Origin of the sequence: Paenibacillus daejeonensis DSM 15491, from assembly GCF_000378385.1 — a bacterium.
Lineage (GTDB): Bacteria > Bacillota > Bacilli > Paenibacillales > Paenibacillaceae > Paenibacillus_D > Paenibacillus_D daejeonensis.
The window spans coordinates 365,827-382,699 of the sequence record NZ_KB899665.1 but is presented as its reverse complement, the minus strand read 5'-3'; the positions used below and the strand labels follow the sequence as shown (position 1 = coordinate 382,699).

General features: G+C 54.3%; 16 protein-coding genes. 11 read left to right on the top strand and 5 right to left on the bottom strand.

Annotation, left to right across the window (positions count from 1 at the left end):
• Window positions 1-23: 23 nt before the first annotated feature.
• From F556_RS0120380 to F556_RS0120360, 5 genes are all read left to right on the top strand, one after another.
• Window positions 24-3,056 (top strand): copper amine oxidase N-terminal domain-containing protein, encoded by a 3,033-nt coding sequence (locus F556_RS0120380; protein ID WP_020618850.1) that lies wholly within the window; start codon window positions 24-26, stop codon window positions 3,054-3,056.
• Between the two features lie 170 nt (window positions 3,057-3,226).
• Entirely contained in the window at window positions 3,227-3,445 is a 219-nt protein-coding gene (locus F556_RS0120375; RefSeq protein WP_020618849.1) for a helix-turn-helix transcriptional regulator, read from the top strand.
• Complete coding sequence (locus F556_RS0120370; RefSeq protein WP_020618848.1) at window positions 3,438-4,202, top strand: DUF3169 family protein; 765 nt, start codon at window positions 3,438-3,440, stop codon at window positions 4,200-4,202. Before F556_RS0120375 ends, F556_RS0120370 begins: the two co-directional genes overlap by 8 nt.
• Before the next feature lie 69 nt (window positions 4,203-4,271).
• Entirely contained in the window at window positions 4,272-6,386 is a 2,115-nt protein-coding gene (locus F556_RS0120365; protein WP_020618847.1) for a serine hydrolase domain-containing protein, read from the top strand.
• A gap of 190 nt (window positions 6,387-6,576) precedes the next feature.
• Complete coding sequence (locus F556_RS0120360) at window positions 6,577-7,404, top strand: alpha/beta fold hydrolase (RefSeq protein ID WP_020618846.1); 828 nt, start codon at window positions 6,577-6,579, stop codon at window positions 7,402-7,404.
• A 204-nt stretch (window positions 7,405-7,608) separates the two neighbouring features.
• Here F556_RS0120360 and F556_RS0120355 read toward each other — a convergent pair whose 3' ends face one another.
• The 3 genes from F556_RS0120355 to F556_RS0120345 all read right to left on the bottom strand — a co-directional run bounded on the left by F556_RS0120355 (window position 7,609) and on the right by F556_RS0120345 (window position 9,522).
• Window positions 7,609-8,022 carry a hypothetical protein gene (locus F556_RS0120355; protein ID WP_020618845.1) on the bottom strand — a complete coding sequence of 138 codons (414 nt, stop codon included), beginning with the start codon at window positions 8,020-8,022 and terminating at the stop codon, window positions 7,609-7,611.
• A gap of 221 nt (window positions 8,023-8,243) precedes the next feature.
• Window positions 8,244-9,014 carry a hypothetical protein gene (locus tag F556_RS0120350; RefSeq protein ID WP_020618844.1) on the bottom strand — a complete coding sequence of 257 codons (771 nt, stop codon included), beginning with the start codon at window positions 9,012-9,014 and terminating at the stop codon, window positions 8,244-8,246.
• Window positions 8,998-9,522, bottom strand: a complete 525-nt coding sequence (locus F556_RS0120345; RefSeq protein ID WP_020618843.1) for an RNA polymerase sigma factor — start codon at window positions 9,520-9,522, stop codon at window positions 8,998-9,000. Before F556_RS0120345 ends, F556_RS0120350 begins: the two co-directional genes overlap by 17 nt.
• 167 nt (window positions 9,523-9,689) lie before the next feature.
• Between F556_RS0120345 and pepT the strand changes: the two genes are divergently transcribed.
• Window positions 9,690-10,937: a peptidase T gene (pepT, locus tag F556_RS0120340; protein ID WP_020618842.1), complete on the top strand. Its 1,248-nt coding sequence runs from the start codon at window positions 9,690-9,692 to the stop codon at window positions 10,935-10,937.
• 359 nt (window positions 10,938-11,296) lie between these two features.
• On the opposite strand, the gene F556_RS0120330 is transcribed toward pepT, so the two are convergent.
• Window positions 11,297-11,659: a response regulator gene (locus F556_RS0120330; protein ID WP_020618841.1), complete on the bottom strand. Its 363-nt coding sequence runs from the start codon at window positions 11,657-11,659 to the stop codon at window positions 11,297-11,299.
• 112 nt (window positions 11,660-11,771) lie between these two features.
• Here F556_RS0120330 and F556_RS0120325 point away from each other — a divergent pair, with 112 nt between their 5' ends.
• From F556_RS0120325 to F556_RS0120305, 5 genes are all read left to right on the top strand, one after another.
• Complete coding sequence (locus tag F556_RS0120325; protein WP_020618840.1) at window positions 11,772-12,446, top strand: response regulator transcription factor; 675 nt, start codon at window positions 11,772-11,774, stop codon at window positions 12,444-12,446.
• Entirely contained in the window at window positions 12,443-13,834 is a 1,392-nt protein-coding gene (locus F556_RS0120320; RefSeq protein WP_020618839.1) for a HAMP domain-containing sensor histidine kinase, read from the top strand. Before F556_RS0120325 ends, F556_RS0120320 begins: the two co-directional genes overlap by 4 nt.
• A gap of 125 nt (window positions 13,835-13,959) precedes the next feature.
• Window positions 13,960-14,862, top strand: coding sequence for an ABC transporter ATP-binding protein (locus F556_RS0120315; RefSeq protein ID WP_245583100.1), 903 nt, complete (start codon window positions 13,960-13,962; stop codon window positions 14,860-14,862).
• Window positions 14,862-15,572, top strand: a complete 711-nt coding sequence (locus tag F556_RS0120310; RefSeq protein ID WP_020618837.1) for an ABC transporter permease — start codon at window positions 14,862-14,864, stop codon at window positions 15,570-15,572. The genes F556_RS0120315 and F556_RS0120310 overlap by 1 nt, the downstream gene beginning before the upstream one ends.
• 1 nt (window position 15,573) lies before the next feature.
• Window positions 15,574-16,299, top strand: a complete 726-nt coding sequence (locus F556_RS0120305) for an ABC transporter permease (protein ID WP_020618836.1) — start codon at window positions 15,574-15,576, stop codon at window positions 16,297-16,299.
• A 67-nt stretch (window positions 16,300-16,366) separates the two neighbouring features.
• Here F556_RS0120305 and F556_RS0120300 read toward each other — a convergent pair whose 3' ends face one another.
• Complete coding sequence (locus F556_RS0120300) at window positions 16,367-16,738, bottom strand: hypothetical protein (RefSeq protein WP_020618835.1); 372 nt, start codon at window positions 16,736-16,738, stop codon at window positions 16,367-16,369.
• Window positions 16,739-16,873 lie beyond the last annotated feature (135 nt).

Below are 16,873 nucleotides of genomic sequence, written 5' to 3'. Positions count from 1 at the left end.
CTCATATTGGGGAGGCAACACGCGTGAAAAAGCTGGCATCTGCAGGCTTGGCCATCATTCTACTCTTCTCTGTGCTGCAAACAACAGTACAGGCAGCATCCGACACAACGATCTATATTAACGGAGACAGGCTCGTCACGGACCAGCCTGCGGTCACAACGGGCGGGCGCATTCTGCTGCCGCTGCGGGCCATCTTCGAAGCCTTGCAGGCCGAAGTCGGTTATGATGCCCCGACCAAAACAATTACCGCCGTTAAAAGCGGCACGACCGTTATTCTGCGTCTAGGCTCCCGTACGGCCTCCGTCAACGGACAGAGCGTGACCCTGGATGTGCCTGCGCAGGCCGTCAGAGGCCGGACACTTGTCCCGGTCCGCTTCGTCAGTGAAGCGATGGGTGCTCAAGTCGACTGGCAGTCCAATCAAGTATTTATTACGACAACTCAACAATCCGTTAGTGCAGTTTCGGGCGTCTACGCCACAATTAATGGCACACGCGGCGACGGCCGCGACGTGACAGCCGGGTTCCGGATGGCGGCAAACGAAGTCCCCGTCAGCCACTACCGCATTTTCGCGGTCAAAGCGAACCAGGCCGGAAGCTTCAACCAAAACGCGGCACTCAGCGTCTCTTCGCGCAACTATACGACTGTCCTGCCGATTGGTCGGGATCTGAACGTCTCCCTGACAGCCCAAAGCCGCGATACAGACGGCGAGCTCCTGCGTGGGGGTCAGCCTTATGTGCTGTTCGTGCTCACAGTGGGCAACAGCAATGGCCAATTCGCGCTATCTAGCAGCTCGGCAGCCTTCTCGCTTACTGCCATCCCTGTCATTTCGGCAGTATCCAATGTAAGAGCAACGGATGTCGGAGATCTGAACGATGGCCGAGATTTGCGAGTAACCTTCAATAAGCTGGCCGATGAATCGCAATTGAATCATTATCGTGTCTTCGTCGTTAAATCTGGCAACGCCAATAGCTTTAATCTGGATCGGGCGCTTGCAGTATCAGCTGGCAATTATACCGTTGTCTACCGTACCGGCAACAATCTGAGTCAGACACTCGATGCCTCCGCTCGTGATGTAGACGGTGCGCTGATTCGCAATGGCAACAGCTATCGCATCTTCGTTGCTGCGATCGGACAATCAGCCAATTCGCTGTCCTCCGCCTCCGATGCCATCACGCTCACGCAAAACCTGTCACTGGCGGGTGCCACTGCGGTCACCGCATTTGACGTCAGTGACTTCGGTGACGGGCGCGATCTACGGGTCGTCTTCAATCGGGCCACGGACGAGAGCGCACTTGCCCACTACCGGATCATGGTTGTGAAGAGCAACAAGGCTGACGCATTCAATCTGGCAGCCGCGAACAACGTCTCCAATCGCAACTATACGGTCGTGAATAAAACCGGCAACAATATCATCCAAACGCTGGCTTCCGGAGCGCGGGATACCGACGGGGATACCATCCGTGGCGGCATCAACTACCGTGTCTTCGTATTGGCGGTAGGCAATAACAATTACACAGGCAGCAATACGCTATCTGCAAGCTCGGGTATCATCAACCTGACGCTGAATTATGGCACCCAGCCAGCCTTCAATGTTGGCGCTTCGGATATCGGTGACAACAATGACGGACGCGATCTGCTCGTCAGCTTTAGCCGTCCTGCGGACGAATCCGCCATTTCGCAATACCGCATCATGGTCGTTAGAACCGCCAATGCCAATTCGTTTAATCTCGCAGCAGCCAACAACGTGTCCAGCAGCAATTACACGGTTGTCAACAAGACCGGTAACAATATCAGCCAAGCGCTAGCCTCCGGTGCTCGGGACGTCAACGGCTCGGCCATTCGCAATGGCACTAGCTACCGTATCTTTATCTTGTCGGTCAGCCAGAGCGGGTCCGGGAACAGCAACGCTTTGTCAGCCGGCAGTAATGAAATCACGCTAGCCAACAACTTTAGCGTGCCTGCTGTAACCAATGTAGCAGCCACTGACATCAGTGACTTCGGCGATGGCCGCGATTTGCTCGTATCCTTCACCAGAGCAACCAATGAGTCTCAGATCGGCCAGTACCGCGTATTCGCTGTGAAGAATGCCAACGCTGCCAGCTTCAACCTGGCATCAGCAACCAACGTTGCAAGCAGCAATTACACGGTAATTAACAAGACAGGCAACAATATTAGTCAGTCGTTGGCCTCGGGAACGCGGGATGTAGACGGCGCACCGATCCAGAACGGTGTGGATTACCGCATCTTCGTTCTCTCTGTAGGCAGTGGCTCAAGCAATGGCGTCAACACCTTGTCTACGCCTTCGGCAGTCATCCAGCTCAGCAACAGCTCAGCCCAGCCGGTCACCGGCGTGAGTGCTGCCGATGTGAGCGACTTCGGTGACGGCCGTGATCTGCAGGTTTCCTTCGCCCGCGCCGCTGATGAATCGCGCGTTAGAGAATATCGGGTGCTCGTCGTCAAATCCGCCGCCGCTTCTTCCTTTACACTAGCTGCGGCAAACAATGTGGCTTCATCCAATTACACAGTGATCGCCAAGACCGGCAATAACCTAACTCAGACGCTCGCCGCTGGGACACGCGACACTGACGGTGCGCCAATTCAGAACGGTGTAACTTACAAAGTATTCGTTCTCTCTGTAGGCACAGGCTCGCTGACCAACGCACTGTCTGCGGCTTCGGCAGACTTAACACTCAGCTCACCAGTACTGCCGGCCACGGCGGTTAGTGCTACTGTTGTTCAGAATGTCGACAAGACGGAGCTTCAGGTCAGATTCTCGAATGCCTTGAATGAGAACAGCGTCGCTTACTATGCTGTAATCGTGGTGCCGGTTGGCACCAACTTCGATCTGGGAGCAGCACATGCTGCGGTCAACGCCAACCGCTACATTCAGGTAGCCAAAGGTGGAGCAGCCTCGACTACACTGTTCGCCACTGACGTGGACAGTAACGGAACTGCCCTGACCGCAGGCAATGCATACCGTGTGTACGTCTTGTCCGTCCCACAAGGCGGCGGGACCGGCACGTTGTCTGAGGCTTCAGCAGAAGTTCGTTTCTAGGCTATTGCCCTGAACTCAAGGGGATCATAAGCATTTTACCAAGCCATGTGCGATCCATCGCACATGGCTTTTTTCGTTCGCTATTTGTAAATGATCTTATTTATTTTGATTATGATCCTTTACTTTTTGTATATGATCATATACAATATGGTGTAACAGGAGGTGAGAAGGTGAGTGAACTTACCAATCGGGTACGCGAATTGAGAGCCCGCGATCGCCTCTCGCAGGGCGATCTGGCCGCACAGATCGGCGCATCCCGCCAGACGATCGCCTTAATTGAACGCGGCGACTACTCGCCTTCAATCGTGCTGGCGCTGAAGATCGCAGCCGTATTTGAGGTGAGTGTAGAAGAAATATTTGCTCTTAAGGGAGGAACAGACAATGGCTAAGAATATGTCAAAAACCATGAAGAACACCTTGTACATGCTTGCTTATTTGCTTGGGGGAGGCATATTTGGTTTCCTGATCGCCAGCGACTGGGGGCAGAATGCCTCATCGAGCCTACGATTCGACCCATCAATTTACTATAAGTACGACCTGCCATTTGCTCTGGCCGCCCTGATTATCATTGTCTTGTCCGGGCTGACCCTCTTCGGTCTCAACCGTTTGAAAAATGTACCCGTTCCACTTGATGATTGGGCGGAAGAATTGGGTAATAAGGAAGAGTATGCCCTAAGCAAGCTGTTGATGGTGAGCGCATTCAATCATATTGTAGCGATGATCTGGATGTTGACGGCCATTGCGTATTCGGCCTCCTCGGTGTCCGCTCCGTCGGAGGTGCCCTTCATACTCGTGAATATCTTCGCCGGTACCGCTGCCGTCCTTGTTAGCACTTTTCTTCAGTTTCGCAGTGTACAGCTATACAACAAGCATTTCTCCGAGCGTTCGCTGGATTACTTCGGCAAGAACGGCCAGAAGGAGTTTTTTGACAAACTGGACGAAGCAGAGAAATTTACGGTCTACCGCTCGGCCTTCACTGCTTACAAAGCCGTGAACATCGCGCTGGTGAGTGGCATGATTGTTTTCGTTCTGTATTCCGTATTCTTCACCTTCAGCCCGCTGCCGATTGTCGTACTCGGTATCATCTGGATGATCCAGCAGGCTTCCTATTACTACGAAGCTTCCAAAGTCTATCGCAACAAGTAGCTCCACCCCGCCCGGCCCCAGAGTCCAGGCGGCCACACATAAAATACGCTGATAATGGAGGAATTTACTTTGACTCATGTATTCAAGCCGCGCGGCTTGTGGACCAAGACCGCTGCCGCCGTCTTGCTGTCCCTCAGCTTGGTTGCCACTTCTGTGCAGGCTGCACCTGCACCTAGTGTCCCGTCTGAAGCGAAGGCACTGACACCTGAAAATGCCAAGGCGTTTCTGGATGAATTTTTTGCTGCAGACTACACGCAACCTCATTTTACCGGAGCTTCTGTCGTCATCGTCAAAGACGGCGAAGTCGTCGCACTGGAAGGATACGGCTTGTCGGATGTCAAACAAAACGAAGCCGTTGATCCTACCCAAACCGTATTCCGCGTCGCCTCGGTCTCCAAATCGTTTACAGCGGTCGCTATTATGCAATTGGCTGAAGAAGGCCAGCTGGATCTGCAGGCTGACTTCTTGACATATACGCCGGGCCTGACGCTGGACAATCCATTTGATACTCCGGTTACGGTAGAACAACTGCTCCTCCACACGAGCGGCTTTGAGATTCGCGACCCCAAACCTGAGGATATTCATGACGATTTCGACAAGGTCGTAGAGATTGATGATTATGTCAAAGGACACCTGCCGCCGGTCGTCCGCGAGCCAGGCAGCTCCTACATGTACGATAATTTCGCTTCCCTGCTGCTGGGTCTGATTGTTCAAAATGTTAGTGGTGAGCGCTTTGAGGATTACATGGACGCACATGTCTTCGAACCACTGGGTATGGAGAACAGCGGCTATCTGCTCGAAGGTGATTTGAAGGATAATCTGGCTTCCGGCTACCTGCCCACAGGTGATGAGCTGCCGCTTTACACCCTCTCCCCGACAGTGATGCCACATGGCGGCATGCTATCGACAGCCGAGGATATCGGCAAGTTCATGATTGCTTTCTTAAATGAAGGCGAGGCGGAGAATGGACGCATCCTCTCCGAGGAATCTGTCGCTCTCATGGAGCCATACCGCTCCGAGATTCATCCGCTGCTCCCTGACACCACGTATGGATTCGAAGCACCCATTCAATTGCCCGGCGCTGGCAGCAACCCGTCTATCATCACCAAAGGCGGCGACCTGAATGGCTTCAGCTCGTATCTGTTTATGATTCCTGAGCAGGAGACCGGCGTCTTCATCACTTACAACCATATGGGTATTCTGCGCAACCTGTTTTATCCGGAATTCATTCATACCTTCTTCCCGCAGTACGCGGCTCCTGTAGAGCTGGCTGAGTTCGAGCCTGAATCTGCTGAAGAGCTAACCAAATTCGATGGATACTATGCAGATTTGCGTATTCGCTCGTTTGTCACCAAACTGCAATCCGGCGAATCGACTGGCGGTTTGCAGGTGAATAGTGCTTTGCTTGGTCAAGGCGCACTGCGTCAAGTTGACGACACCTTGTTCCTTGATGAGACAACCGGCTTGTTCACCGCCTTCCAATTGGATGAGCAAGGTGAGGCCGCTTATATGAAGGAGCCGCTCATTAATCCAATGGGCTACGCCAAAAGAGGCGACAAAGCCGCCGGCTTCGTTGATCTAAACGCGGATCATCCGTATGCTTATGCTGTGATGGCGCTGCAATCGCTCGGCTACTATCCGAATGATGGCGAAGGCCGCTTCGAGCCGAAGCAGGCGGTGACACGGGCGGAATACATTCAGCGTATGCTCGAAGTCAGCAGTCTGGAGGGCAGCGAGTCGACAGACTATGCCTTCACAGACATTTCAGGTCATCCTGCCGCTTCATTCATCCAACGTGCATATGAGCTCGGAATGGTGGCCGGAGACGGCAAGGGCAGCTTCGCTCCGGACCGGACGATTACGCGCCAGGAAGCAGCTGTCATGCTCTGGCGGCTGCTGGCCATGCAATACCCTGCCGAGCTGTTCGATGATGTCGCGCTCTCGGGCACAACAGATGCCTGGGCCGTTCAAGCCGTACAAATGATGGTTGCACTTGGACTGCACGGTCCGGAAGTGGAGACGGCTGAGGACGGCTCCACCGACTTCCTCTCCCGCGAGACCTTGAACCGCGAACAGGAAGCCGCACTGCTGTACAGTATCTTCACCCAGCCAACAGATCACATCGTAGCTGAGTTGATGGAAGCAGCTGGAGTTGAAGCTGAAGAGCAAGAAGAAGCCGCTTAAGCGGCCTGAGACAGCCTGACGCGAAAACGCGTCAGGCTGCTTTCTTTTCGCCTACCCGACATCGACTTTTTCGAATCGTCTCCATCCAACCCGTAACGCGCAATTCCAGAGACCGACCGTTCGCTGCCTGTTAGTCCTTCTTCAATTAGGGTAAGAATAGCTATTCCAATTAAAAAGGAGATGGATGATAATGGGACACTATATTGAAGTGGAGCCTCATGTGAAGCTCTATGTTGAAGATATTGGATCAGGACCTGCCGTGCTGTTCATTCATGGCTGGCCGCTCAACCACAAGATGTTCGAGTACCAGCTCACCTCGCTGTCTCGGCAAGGCTACCGTGTCCTCGGTCTCGATCTCCGCGGATTCGGCTGTTCGGACGCGCCTGCAACTGGCTATTCCTATGATCGGCTCGCCGATGATGTGCGCGCCGTTATCGACCATCTGCAATTGGAGCACGTGACACTCGTTGGCTTCTCGGTTGGCGGCGCGATTGCAACCCGCTACATGGCTCGCCATGGTCAACATGGCGTGGCCAAGCTGGCCCTTCTGGGTGCCGCCGTTCCTTGCTTCACCCAGCGCGAAGGGTATCAGTTGGGGATGACGCAGGAGGAGATGAACGAACAGATCGCAGCGGTGCAAAAGGACCGACCGAAAATGCTCGAAGAGTTTGGCGACATCTTCTTATCCCAGGGCTCTGGCTCTCGCAAGGTGAGCAAGGCATTCCAGAACTGGCTCCACCAGCTTGGCCTGGCGGCAACGCCATGGGGAACCATCGGCGTCGGCGAGTCGCTGCGGGATGAGGAGCTGTTCAACGATTTGTCGGCCATCACGGTGCCAACGACCCTGTTCCATGGCAAACTGGACAAGATCTGTCCACCGGAGTTCGCCGAGCTTCAGCTTGAGGGCATTCCCGGCGCCTCGCTGGTCACCTTTGAGCATAGCGGCCATGGAATGTTGTTCGACGAACCGGAGAAATTCGATGCTGCGCTGCTGGACTTCTTGAAGAGCACGACGTGATACGATGACGTAACTATAGCACGTAGTAACCCTATGCAGTGGCATAGTAAGCTACTATACGAGCAAGAGCCGTACGCGGAAGCTGTCCGCTGTACGGCTTTTTTCTAACTTACTGGTACTGGTCAATCAGAGCCGCAAAAAACCGCAGCGCGTGAATCCGCCTGCGGCTTTTGGTCATCTCTCTAGCATTTCCAAATGCTGTGCTTATTGCGACTCCACCACTTCAATCGACAACAAAGTACGCAAAATCGCAATGTCATCCAGTGGTTCCTCGGTATACTCGAATTCGACAATGTCGTCTTCTTCCAGAAGCTCCACGGTCTCTCTTAGCTCTGCGCCAAGCTGAAATGCCTGCGCTTCGCCATCGACAACCACCTCTATTGTATGTGGGTCAGCCATGCCAACATAGATGCCGGTAGCTTCCAAAATATCCTCATCCAGTAGCCCGTCCTGCGCCAGTGCATGCCACACGCCCTGATATCCTGTCAAACCAAATGAATGCCATGTCAACGCCGAAGCTGAATGTCCTGATCCTGGTAATGTTCCGATGAAGAGCCCTGCAGTTAACAGCAGCGCCATGACTCCCCGTCCGAGCTTGCTAGTCCAATGTCTCACCATCGTTATCACTCCTTAGGTTGTAATATGTATATGTTCAGTGATAGTTAGTATTACCCGGATTGAGGGAAAAATAAGCAAAATAGGACTGTTTCCCCTCTTTAAATTGGTTTTCAGCACACGCCAAGAGCCCCGCCCCCTGGGGAGGGGGACGGGGCTGGGGTCACCAGCAGGGTATGATTTAGGGGACTGCGTGATGTACTAGACAGCGTGATGTGCAGAGACTACTCCGGCAGGACCTGGAATTCTCCGAGCATCTGCTCGAAGCGGGCGCCGTGACCTTCGGCGGCTTCGAGGAAATACTTGGCTTGCAGAACGAAGGTGCCGGATTTGCCGTTATCGACAAGATAGACTCGTGTGACCGGACTGTCCCACTCGTTGCCGTCGATTGCATGAACGACATAGCCTTCGACGGGCTCCTGGATTTGCTCCGGTGCGCTCACTTCAGCAAACTCGCTTTGCAGTTGCTCTGCTACTTGCGCGGCCACTTGTGCCGGCGATACGTCCAGCGCTTGATCAATCGTCAGCGATACCTCCGGATACATATCAGGCAGCGGCTCCTTCGTCGTAATCATGTCTTGATGCTCACCTTCGATCAGTTTGTAGCGGTCCACATCGTAGTAGATGACATAGCGGCTTTCCTCGTCCTGATGCAGCTCCTGCTGCGTCTCTTCTTTTTGCCCTTCCACCTCCACTTGAACTTGTTTTTCTGGGGCAAACCAGCCCTGAATTTCATTCATGAAGGCCGTGCCCGCAGGTAAGGAAAAGAACACGCCGACAGCGATGGCAGCTGCAGCGACCCCGGTTGTAATTTTAATTTTCTTCATTAGTTTAGCTCTCCTTTTTTGTAGGGTTGGTTGATCCTCTTGTTGAGACGGGGGTGCAGGCTGGGGCTCATGATCCAGATGCGCGTCCAGCTTGGCCCAGATTTCGTCCTTGTCGCCAGGATCGTACTTGCTCTCCTCCAGTAGACGCTCCTTAAGCTTGCGTTCCATATTGCTCCCCTCCCAGTCGTTGTCTCATTTTCTCGCGGCCCTTGAACAGCCGGGATTTCAAGGTATTCTGGTTCACATCCAGCACCTCGGCAATTTCCTTCTCGCTATAGTCGTGCAGGTACTTGAGAATCAGTGGAATCCGATACAGATCCTCCAGCCCCTGGAGCGCTTCATAGATATCCACTTGCTCATCGGGAAGCTTGGGATCCACAGGGATCCGCTCCAGTTGCTCGCCCAGCGGCACCACCTTTTTCTCACGCTCCATGACACGGTAACATTCTCTTAGCAGGATACAATAGAACCATGGCTTAAACGGTTTCTTCGAATCATATTGCCAGCTATTGCGGTACACTCTGAGAAAAGTCTCCTGCACCGCATCCTTTGCCCATTCATGATGTTTGATGACCAATCTGGCCGTCCGCATCGCATAATCAAAGTACGCGTCATACAACTGACGGAACGCATCCCGGTCTCCCTGAACAATGCGCTGCATCCAGGCTTGCTCCAATCCGTTCACTCCTCTCTCTTGCCTTTCTATAAAGTATTACCTGCTGAGTTGGCGAAAAGTTTGCTCCATCATGAAAAAAAACAAAAAAAGGAGTTCTGACGGTCTTGCGCGAATGAAGCACAAGAGCAACTGGAACCCTAAACTAGTCTAAAGGAGATGAATCATAGATGAAACAAGAGATGATCGAACGGTTTATCCGTTATGCCCAAGTCGATACCCAATCTACCGAAAGCAGCGAGACATGCCCCACTACGCCGGGACAGTTGGAGCTGGGTCGGATGCTTGTGCAAGAGTTGAAGGCGATCGGCATGGCGGAGGTAACGATGGACGATAACGGCTACGTGATGGCTACCCTGCCAGCCAATAGCGATCGGCCCGTACCGGTTATCGGTTTCCTCGCTCATCTGGATACGGCCACCGAGATGACCGGGGCTGGCGTTAACCCGCAGGTTGTCGAAGCTTACGACGGCACAGATATCCCATTAGACAAAACAAACGGTATCGTCCTCTCACCTGCAGATTTTCCCGAGTTGACCGGATACAAGGGCCATACGCTCATTACAACCGATGGCACGACGCTGCTGGGTGCAGACAACAAGGCAGGCATCGCCGAGATTATGACGGCAATGGCTTACCTGATCCAGCATCCAGAGATCAAGCACGGCAAGGTTCGTGTTGCCTTTACACCGGACGAGGAAATCGGGCGTGGGCCACACCTTTTTGATGTTGCGGCCTTTGGCGCGGTCTGTGCTTATACAGTCGATGGCGGCCCGCTCGGTGAATTGGAGTATGAGAGCTTCAACGCGGCGGTGGCGACTGTTACCGTTCGTGGCAAGAATGTCCATCCCGGCACGGCCAAGGATAAAATGATTCATGCGGGGAAAATCGCTATGGCCCTGCACAACAGGCTTCCGGTCGGGGAAGCCCCGGAGCATACTGAGGGGTATGAGGGGTTCTATCACCTGGTCTCACTCGAAGCTACGGTGGAGCAGGCCCAGGCCCGCTACCTGATTCGCGACTTCGACAAGTCCAGCTTCGAAGCCCGCAAGGCGTTCCTGCAGAACGTGGTGCAGGAGCTGCAGCAGACCCATGGTGAGGAGCGGGTCACTCTCGACATCCGGGATCAGTACTACAACATGCGGGACAAAATAGAGCCGGTCCAAGAGATCGTCGAGATTGCCCGGGAGACAATGGTCTCCCTCGGAATTGAGCCTGTAATCAAACCGATCCGCGGCGGCACGGATGGCTCACAGCTCTCCTATAAAGGATTGCCAACGCCCAATATTTTCACTGGCGGCGAGAACTATCATGGACGCTACGAATACGTCTCCGTCGATGTCATGCTGCAAGCAGTACAGGTCATCACAGGCATCATCGAACGCTTCGAGCAGCAAGCCGAACAATTGAAGCTGTAGATTCACCAGCGATAAAGCCGACGACCAGCGATGTGTTGGTCAAATAGAGGAACAAAGGTGCCTTACAGCGGCGCGAGCCGGGGATGCGTGCAAATAGAGGAAGAAAGGTGCGCTACAGACAATGCGGGGCGGGGATGCGTGCAAATAAAGGAAGAAAGGTGCGCTACAGACGGCGCGAGGCGGGGATGCGTGCAAATAGAGGAAGAAAGGTGCGCTACAGACAACGCGGGGCGGGGATACGTGCGAATAGAGGAAGAAAGGTGCGCTACTGCCGCCGATGGCGGATTTATGTAACTGTAGAGATTCATGAAAGACTGCACATGCGTATGTATTATGTGCAGTCTTTTTCTATATGTCGTCTAGGAGCACATAACCTTGTCAATTGCCGCGAGTACCCGTTCCGGTCGAAACGGCTTCAAGATGAAATCCTTGGCCCCCGCCTGCACCGCCTCAATAATAATCGGCTGATGTCCTACTGCCGAGCACATGACAACCTTCGCGGAAGGGTGGCGCACGACGATCTCCTTGAGCGCGTCCACGCCATCCATGTATGGCATCGTAATATCCATCGTTACCAGGTCAGGCTTATAGGTAATGAAGCTGCGAACCGCCTCTTCCCCGTTAGTTGCCTCGCAAACGACCTGGTGACCGCCGCGCTCCAGAATGTCCCGAAGCATCCCCCGCATAAATGCCGTATCGTCTACAATCATGATGGCTGCCATATTCCCCGCCTCCTGTTTATATCTTCAGCATACCACCCAGTTCTGGACAAGAACTGGACAGGTGTTATAGTAGAGCTACTAGAAGATTTTCTTCAAGCTGAGGTGATAATGTGTGACACGCATCTTATATATCGAAGACGACCATGATATCGGCAGCTGGACGGTAACTGACCTGCAGAAGCGCGGGTACCAGGTGACCTGGCTGAAGACCGGCGAGGAAGCGGACACTCATGCCGGAGACGCGGACCTCGTCATCCTGGACATTATGCTGCCCGGGCTGGACGGCTTTACGATCGGCCAGCGCCTGAAAAAGCAATGGCCCGACCTGCCGATCCTGATGCTGTCGGCCCGAACTGCAGTGGATGATAAGCTGCTGGGGCTGCAGTTTGCAGACGATTACCTGACCAAGCCATTCCATCCCGACGAGCTGGCCGCTCGAATCCAGGTACTGCTGCGACGAGGCACTCCTGCGGAGACCCGTCAGCTTGCCTTGGAGCATCTGAGCATTAAGCTGCCAGGCTGCCAGATCATCGATACCCGTACGAACGAGGAAGTGCTGCTCACCGGCAAGCAATTTCATATTTTCATGTATCTCCTGAAGCATCCAGGCCAGGTGCTGACCAAGGAACAAATCTATGAATCCGTGTGGGGAGAGCCTTACCTGGACGGCGACAAGACGCTTAATGTGCATATCCGGTACCTGCGCGAGAAAATTGAAGCAGATCCCTCGCAGCCCACGATCATTCAGACGGTACGGGGCATCGGATTTCGGGTGAGGCTATCATGAAATGGCTGCGCCCGCTTCGACTCAAGCATTCGTTAAGCTCACAGTACCTGTTGCTGATTATCGCCGCCGTCCTGTTTCTGCCCATTGCCCTGCCTGTTGTCAGCGTCCTGCTCTTCAATATTGGCAATGCCGGCCAAGCGGCTCCTAACCCTTATCAGAGCGGGGCTGCGCTGGAATCGATGTGGCACAAGGAAGCCCGCGGTCTGGCAGGCGCCGGAGCCGTTGACATTGACGCCAAGCTGAGGGAACTGAAAGGCGCGTATCCCGAAGCAGATATGTTCTGGGTAGACGATCTCGGCCAGACCATGCTCGCCTTGCCCGAGCAGCCCGAGCTGCCGGATCGCTGGACACCGTCGTATACGGTCTCTTTTATGAAGCAGCACTATAATGCAGATCCGTTTACAATTGTAGCCTTTCTCGGAGAACATGACGGGGCCGGGTTTATGGTGATGCAAGTGCCGCGTGAGCATATGGAACCGCCTTACCAACGACTCTGGATTCATGAAACGACTTTTATCTTCGTGACGATGTTCATTATCTTGGTGTTGTTCCTGCTTCTCTCCTGGCTGTTCTTCTATCGCATCCGTACGCGGCTGCTCGGCCTGCAGCGGGCGATGGCTATTGATGATGAGCGAACAACGCCGGAGCCGGTTACCGTGCTTAATCTCGATGAAATCGGCCGCCTGGAGAGCTCCTTCAACACCATGGTTGAGCAGCTGCGGCAGAGCCGTCAGCGCGAGGAGGAGGAGGAGCAGCTGCGAAGACAGCTGATTGCCAATCTGTCGCATGACCTGCGCACCCCGTTGACAGCCATCCGTGGGCATATCTATAGCTTGCGTGAGGAGGTGTCCTCGCCGGAAGGACAATCCTCATTGGAACTGGTCGACAGCAAGATCGGCTACCTCAGCGAGCTCATCGACAACCTGCTTTCTTATTCCCTGCTCTATGCAGGGAAATATCCGCGCCACCCGGAACGCACCGACATTGTCCGGTTAGTGAGAGCTCAGGCAGCGCACTGGTATCCGGCATTCGAGGAAGCCAGCTTCGTCATCGAGCTTGACCTGCCTGAGAGCGGGATGTACTGGGAGCTTGATCCGAGATGGCTGGAGCGGGTATTGGACAATTTGTTTCAAAATGTGTTGCGCCATGCGAGATCCGGCCGATACATTGAGATCCGTGTGGAGCTGCCTGATCAAGCAACAGATACCCGAGAAGGAGGCGGCGCCATCCTGATTCGCGACCGTGGCCCGGGAATGCAGGGCGATTCGCCTGACAAAGGCACCGGATTGGGCTTGTCGATTGTGTCGCTCATGCTCCAGGAGATGCAGCTCCGCTGGCAGATCGACAGCACCGAGGACGGCACGACGATTCGTATTCAACCGGATTAGAGCAAAGCGGCCCGCTGGGGCCGCTTCTTTATTTTTTTAAACTCCTCTTAAACTTCACGGTCTGTGGATTTAACCTGCATCTGGTACAGTCATTCTTGAGGTGAATAATAATGAACAGTCCGTGGATGATAGAAACCAAACAGTTAACCAAGATGCTCGGCGGCAAACCCGTGGTCGACCGTGTCGATATGCTCATTCAGAAAGGAGAAATCTACGGCTTCCTGGGGCCCAACGGGGCAGGGAAAACGACGACGATCCGCATGCTGCTCGGCTTGGCTCGTCCAAGCAGCGGACACATCCGTCTGCTGGGCAAGGATATCCGCCGGGAGCGTTTGGATATTCTCCGCAAGGTAGGCTCGCTGGTCGAGTACCCTTCCTACTATGGACATCTGAGTGGCTATGAAAATCTGGAGGCGGTACGTCGTCTGCTCGATATACCGAAGAGCCGGATCGATGAAGTGCTCGCCATTGTGCGGTTGACCAAGGATGCCAAGCGGCCGGTCAAGGGCTACTCGCTTGGCATGAAGCAACGGCTTGGCATCGCCACCGCCTTGCTGGGCTCACCTGAGCTGCTGATCCTCGACGAGCCTACCAATGGCCTGGACCCTGCCGGCATACTGGAGATCCGGGAACTGATCAAGAGTCTGCCCCGCTCGCAGGGGGTGACGATCCTGATCTCCAGCCATCTGCTGTCCGAAGTCGATCAGATGGCCACGCGCGTGGGCATTATCTCAAGCGGACGGATGATCTTCCAGGACAGCATTGCCCGTCTGCGCAAGCAGGCCAAGAGCGGGATCCGCATGCGCGTCAGCGAGCCCGAGCAAGCCATGCGTCTGCTGCACGGCCACGGCTTCCAGGCTGCGGTGGAATCGGAGCTGCTGGCATTCGACGATCTGCCCGATGCGCAGATAGGCGCCATGGTGGCCCGACTCTCGGAGCATGGACATCTGATTTACCGCATCGAGGAATCTGCCGCTTCGCTGGAGCGGATCTTCCTGGATATGACGGGGACGGAGGGAAGTCTGTGATGCTACGCGTACTGTCGGCCGAGTGGTTGAAGATCCGCCGCAAGGGCATCTGGTTTCTCGTCATGCTAGGTCCACTGGGGGCAGTTGGCCTTCAAGGTCTCAATTATGCGATTCGCTATGATTACTTGATGCCGCTCTATGCAGACGATCCGTGGGGGCGGCTGATTACCAATGTAACGATGCTGATGCTGCCTTCCATGTTCATCGGGCTGGCCATTCTGGCCTCAATGAACGCAGGTATTGAGCATCAGATGAATGCATGGAAGCAGACACTGGCTCTGCCTGTTAAGCGAAGAGACGTGTTTTTGGCCAAATTCTTCATAACTTCGCTGCTGCTGCTCGTCTCCAGCACCCTGATAATTGCATTCACACTGATGCTTGGCTGGCTGCTCGGATTAGAAATGAATCCGCCGGTGGTACAGCTCCTGCAGGCGTCGTATTATCCCTACTTGGCCATCATGCCCTTTGTTGCGCTGCAGACCAATCTGTCTGTCCTGATTCACAATCAAGCTGTGCCGCTCACGGTAGGAATTCTAGGCACTGTTATCTCGATGTTTGCCTTATGGCTTCCCGATTGGATGCCGTGGATCTGGCCATACCTGGAGAACAGCTACGGCGAACCGCTATACTCCGTGCTCGCGGGAGTCGGCACAGGAGCTGTCATTCTGTTGATCGGCATGCTCGTATTCAATCGAAAGGATGTGAGATAACATGCTGGCAATGATGCGCTCCGAATGGATGAAAATCCGCCGTTCTATCGTGTGGCTGCTTGTCCCGATCAGCCCGCTGCTGGCGCTGCCGGCAGGTTTGCTTGGCACTTCGGCAACAGACGGCGCACCTTGGCAGGAGGCACTGGCCCTGCTAGCCGTGCTGCATGCCATGCTCTTCTTGCCCCTCCTGACCTGTGTGTTCGCCGCAATGGTCTGCCGCTATGAGCATCTGAACGGAGGCTGGAAGCAACTGCTCGCTCTGCCGGTCTCGCGGACATCTGTCTACGCGGCCAAGCTAGCCGTTATTCTGTTGCTGCTGGCGCTCGTTCAACTATTATTCCTGCTGGCGCTGCTGATGGTAGGTATACTGGGAGGGTTTGCTCCACCCATTCCATGGGGCGCCTTGCTCAGCTCCGTGCTTGGCGGCTGGATCGCCTGTCTCCCGCTTGCCGCCCTCCAGCTGTTCGCCTCGACGTTATTCCAGAGCTTCGCTGCACCAGTGGCGGCAGGCGTCGTCTTCACGATGCCGAACATGCTGATTGCCAACTCGGCCCAATATGGTCCCTACTATCCCTGGGTGCAGCCGATGCTGGCCATGATTCCCCGCGAACACATGGCCTTTGGCGCCTTTGGAATTACATCCGGCACTTTGCTGGCAGTTATCGGCGTCAGCTTCGCTGCATTCTTCCTGGTCGGTTGGACTTACTTCAGCCGCAAGGCTGTGTAACATGCAAACAAGCGGCACAGGATCAGATCCTGTGCCGCTTACAGCTATATCAAAGGTTGTGGTTGGATTAGATTAAACGGTAGCCTTGGGGCAGCCGTCCAGTACGACGGATCTCACGAACCTGAGCGATGGTGAGGCGCTGGTTGGTGGAGATCAAGGACTCCACGTCATTGCCGCCAATCAGATCATCCAGATCACGAATACTGCGGTTGCCGCGCAGAATACGGAAGTTGCCCCGGAAGCGGGTTCTTGTGAACAGGACAAGCGTTGCATTGGGGTTGGTGGAGAAGAAACTCAGGCTCTCGATGCCATCGAGGATGTTGTCGAGGTCCCGAATCCCCAGGTTGCCACGCAATGTACGTCTGCGACCGCGGAAGTTCTCCTCGTCGAAAACTCTCAGACGAGGGTACGTTTGGGAGATGCTTACTTGTTTTTTCATAGCTTTTTGCTCCTCTCATATAAAGCATACTGCAGTATATGAGGACAAGACTTCAGGAGCTTGGACGACTGACACAAGCCAATTGACCAAATTCAGTCTGCTGAAAAAAGCCGGAGAGGTACGGAATCAACAGGC

Excerpts from the sequence above, each read along its gene's own strand:
- F556_RS0120370 (WP_020618848.1), top strand. The coding sequence starts at position 3,438 with ATGGCTAAGAATATGTCAAAAACCATGAAGAACACCTTGTACATGCTT.
- F556_RS0120360 (WP_020618846.1), top strand. The coding sequence starts at position 6,577 with ATGGGACACTATATTGAAGTGGAGCCTCATGTGAAGCTCTATGTTGAA.
- F556_RS0120355 (WP_020618845.1), bottom strand. The coding sequence starts at position 8,022 with ATGGTGAGACATTGGACTAGCAAGCTCGGACGGGGAGTCATGGCGCTG.
- F556_RS0120350 (WP_020618844.1), bottom strand. The coding sequence starts at position 9,014 with ATGGAACGCAAGCTTAAGGAGCGTCTACTGGAGGAGAGCAAGTACGAT.
- pepT (WP_020618842.1), top strand. The coding sequence starts at position 9,690 with ATGAAACAAGAGATGATCGAACGGTTTATCCGTTATGCCCAAGTCGAT.
- F556_RS0120330 (WP_020618841.1), bottom strand. The coding sequence starts at position 11,659 with ATGGCAGCCATCATGATTGTAGACGATACGGCATTTATGCGGGGGATG.
- F556_RS0120320 (WP_020618839.1), top strand. The coding sequence starts at position 12,443 with ATGAAATGGCTGCGCCCGCTTCGACTCAAGCATTCGTTAAGCTCACAG.
- F556_RS0120315 (WP_245583100.1), top strand. The coding sequence starts at position 13,960 with ATGATAGAAACCAAACAGTTAACCAAGATGCTCGGCGGCAAACCCGTG.
- F556_RS0120310 (WP_020618837.1), top strand. The coding sequence starts at position 14,862 with ATGCTACGCGTACTGTCGGCCGAGTGGTTGAAGATCCGCCGCAAGGGC.
- F556_RS0120305 (WP_020618836.1), top strand. The coding sequence starts at position 15,574 with ATGCTGGCAATGATGCGCTCCGAATGGATGAAAATCCGCCGTTCTATC.
- F556_RS0120300 (WP_020618835.1), bottom strand. The coding sequence starts at position 16,738 with ATGAAAAAACAAGTAAGCATCTCCCAAACGTACCCTCGTCTGAGAGTT.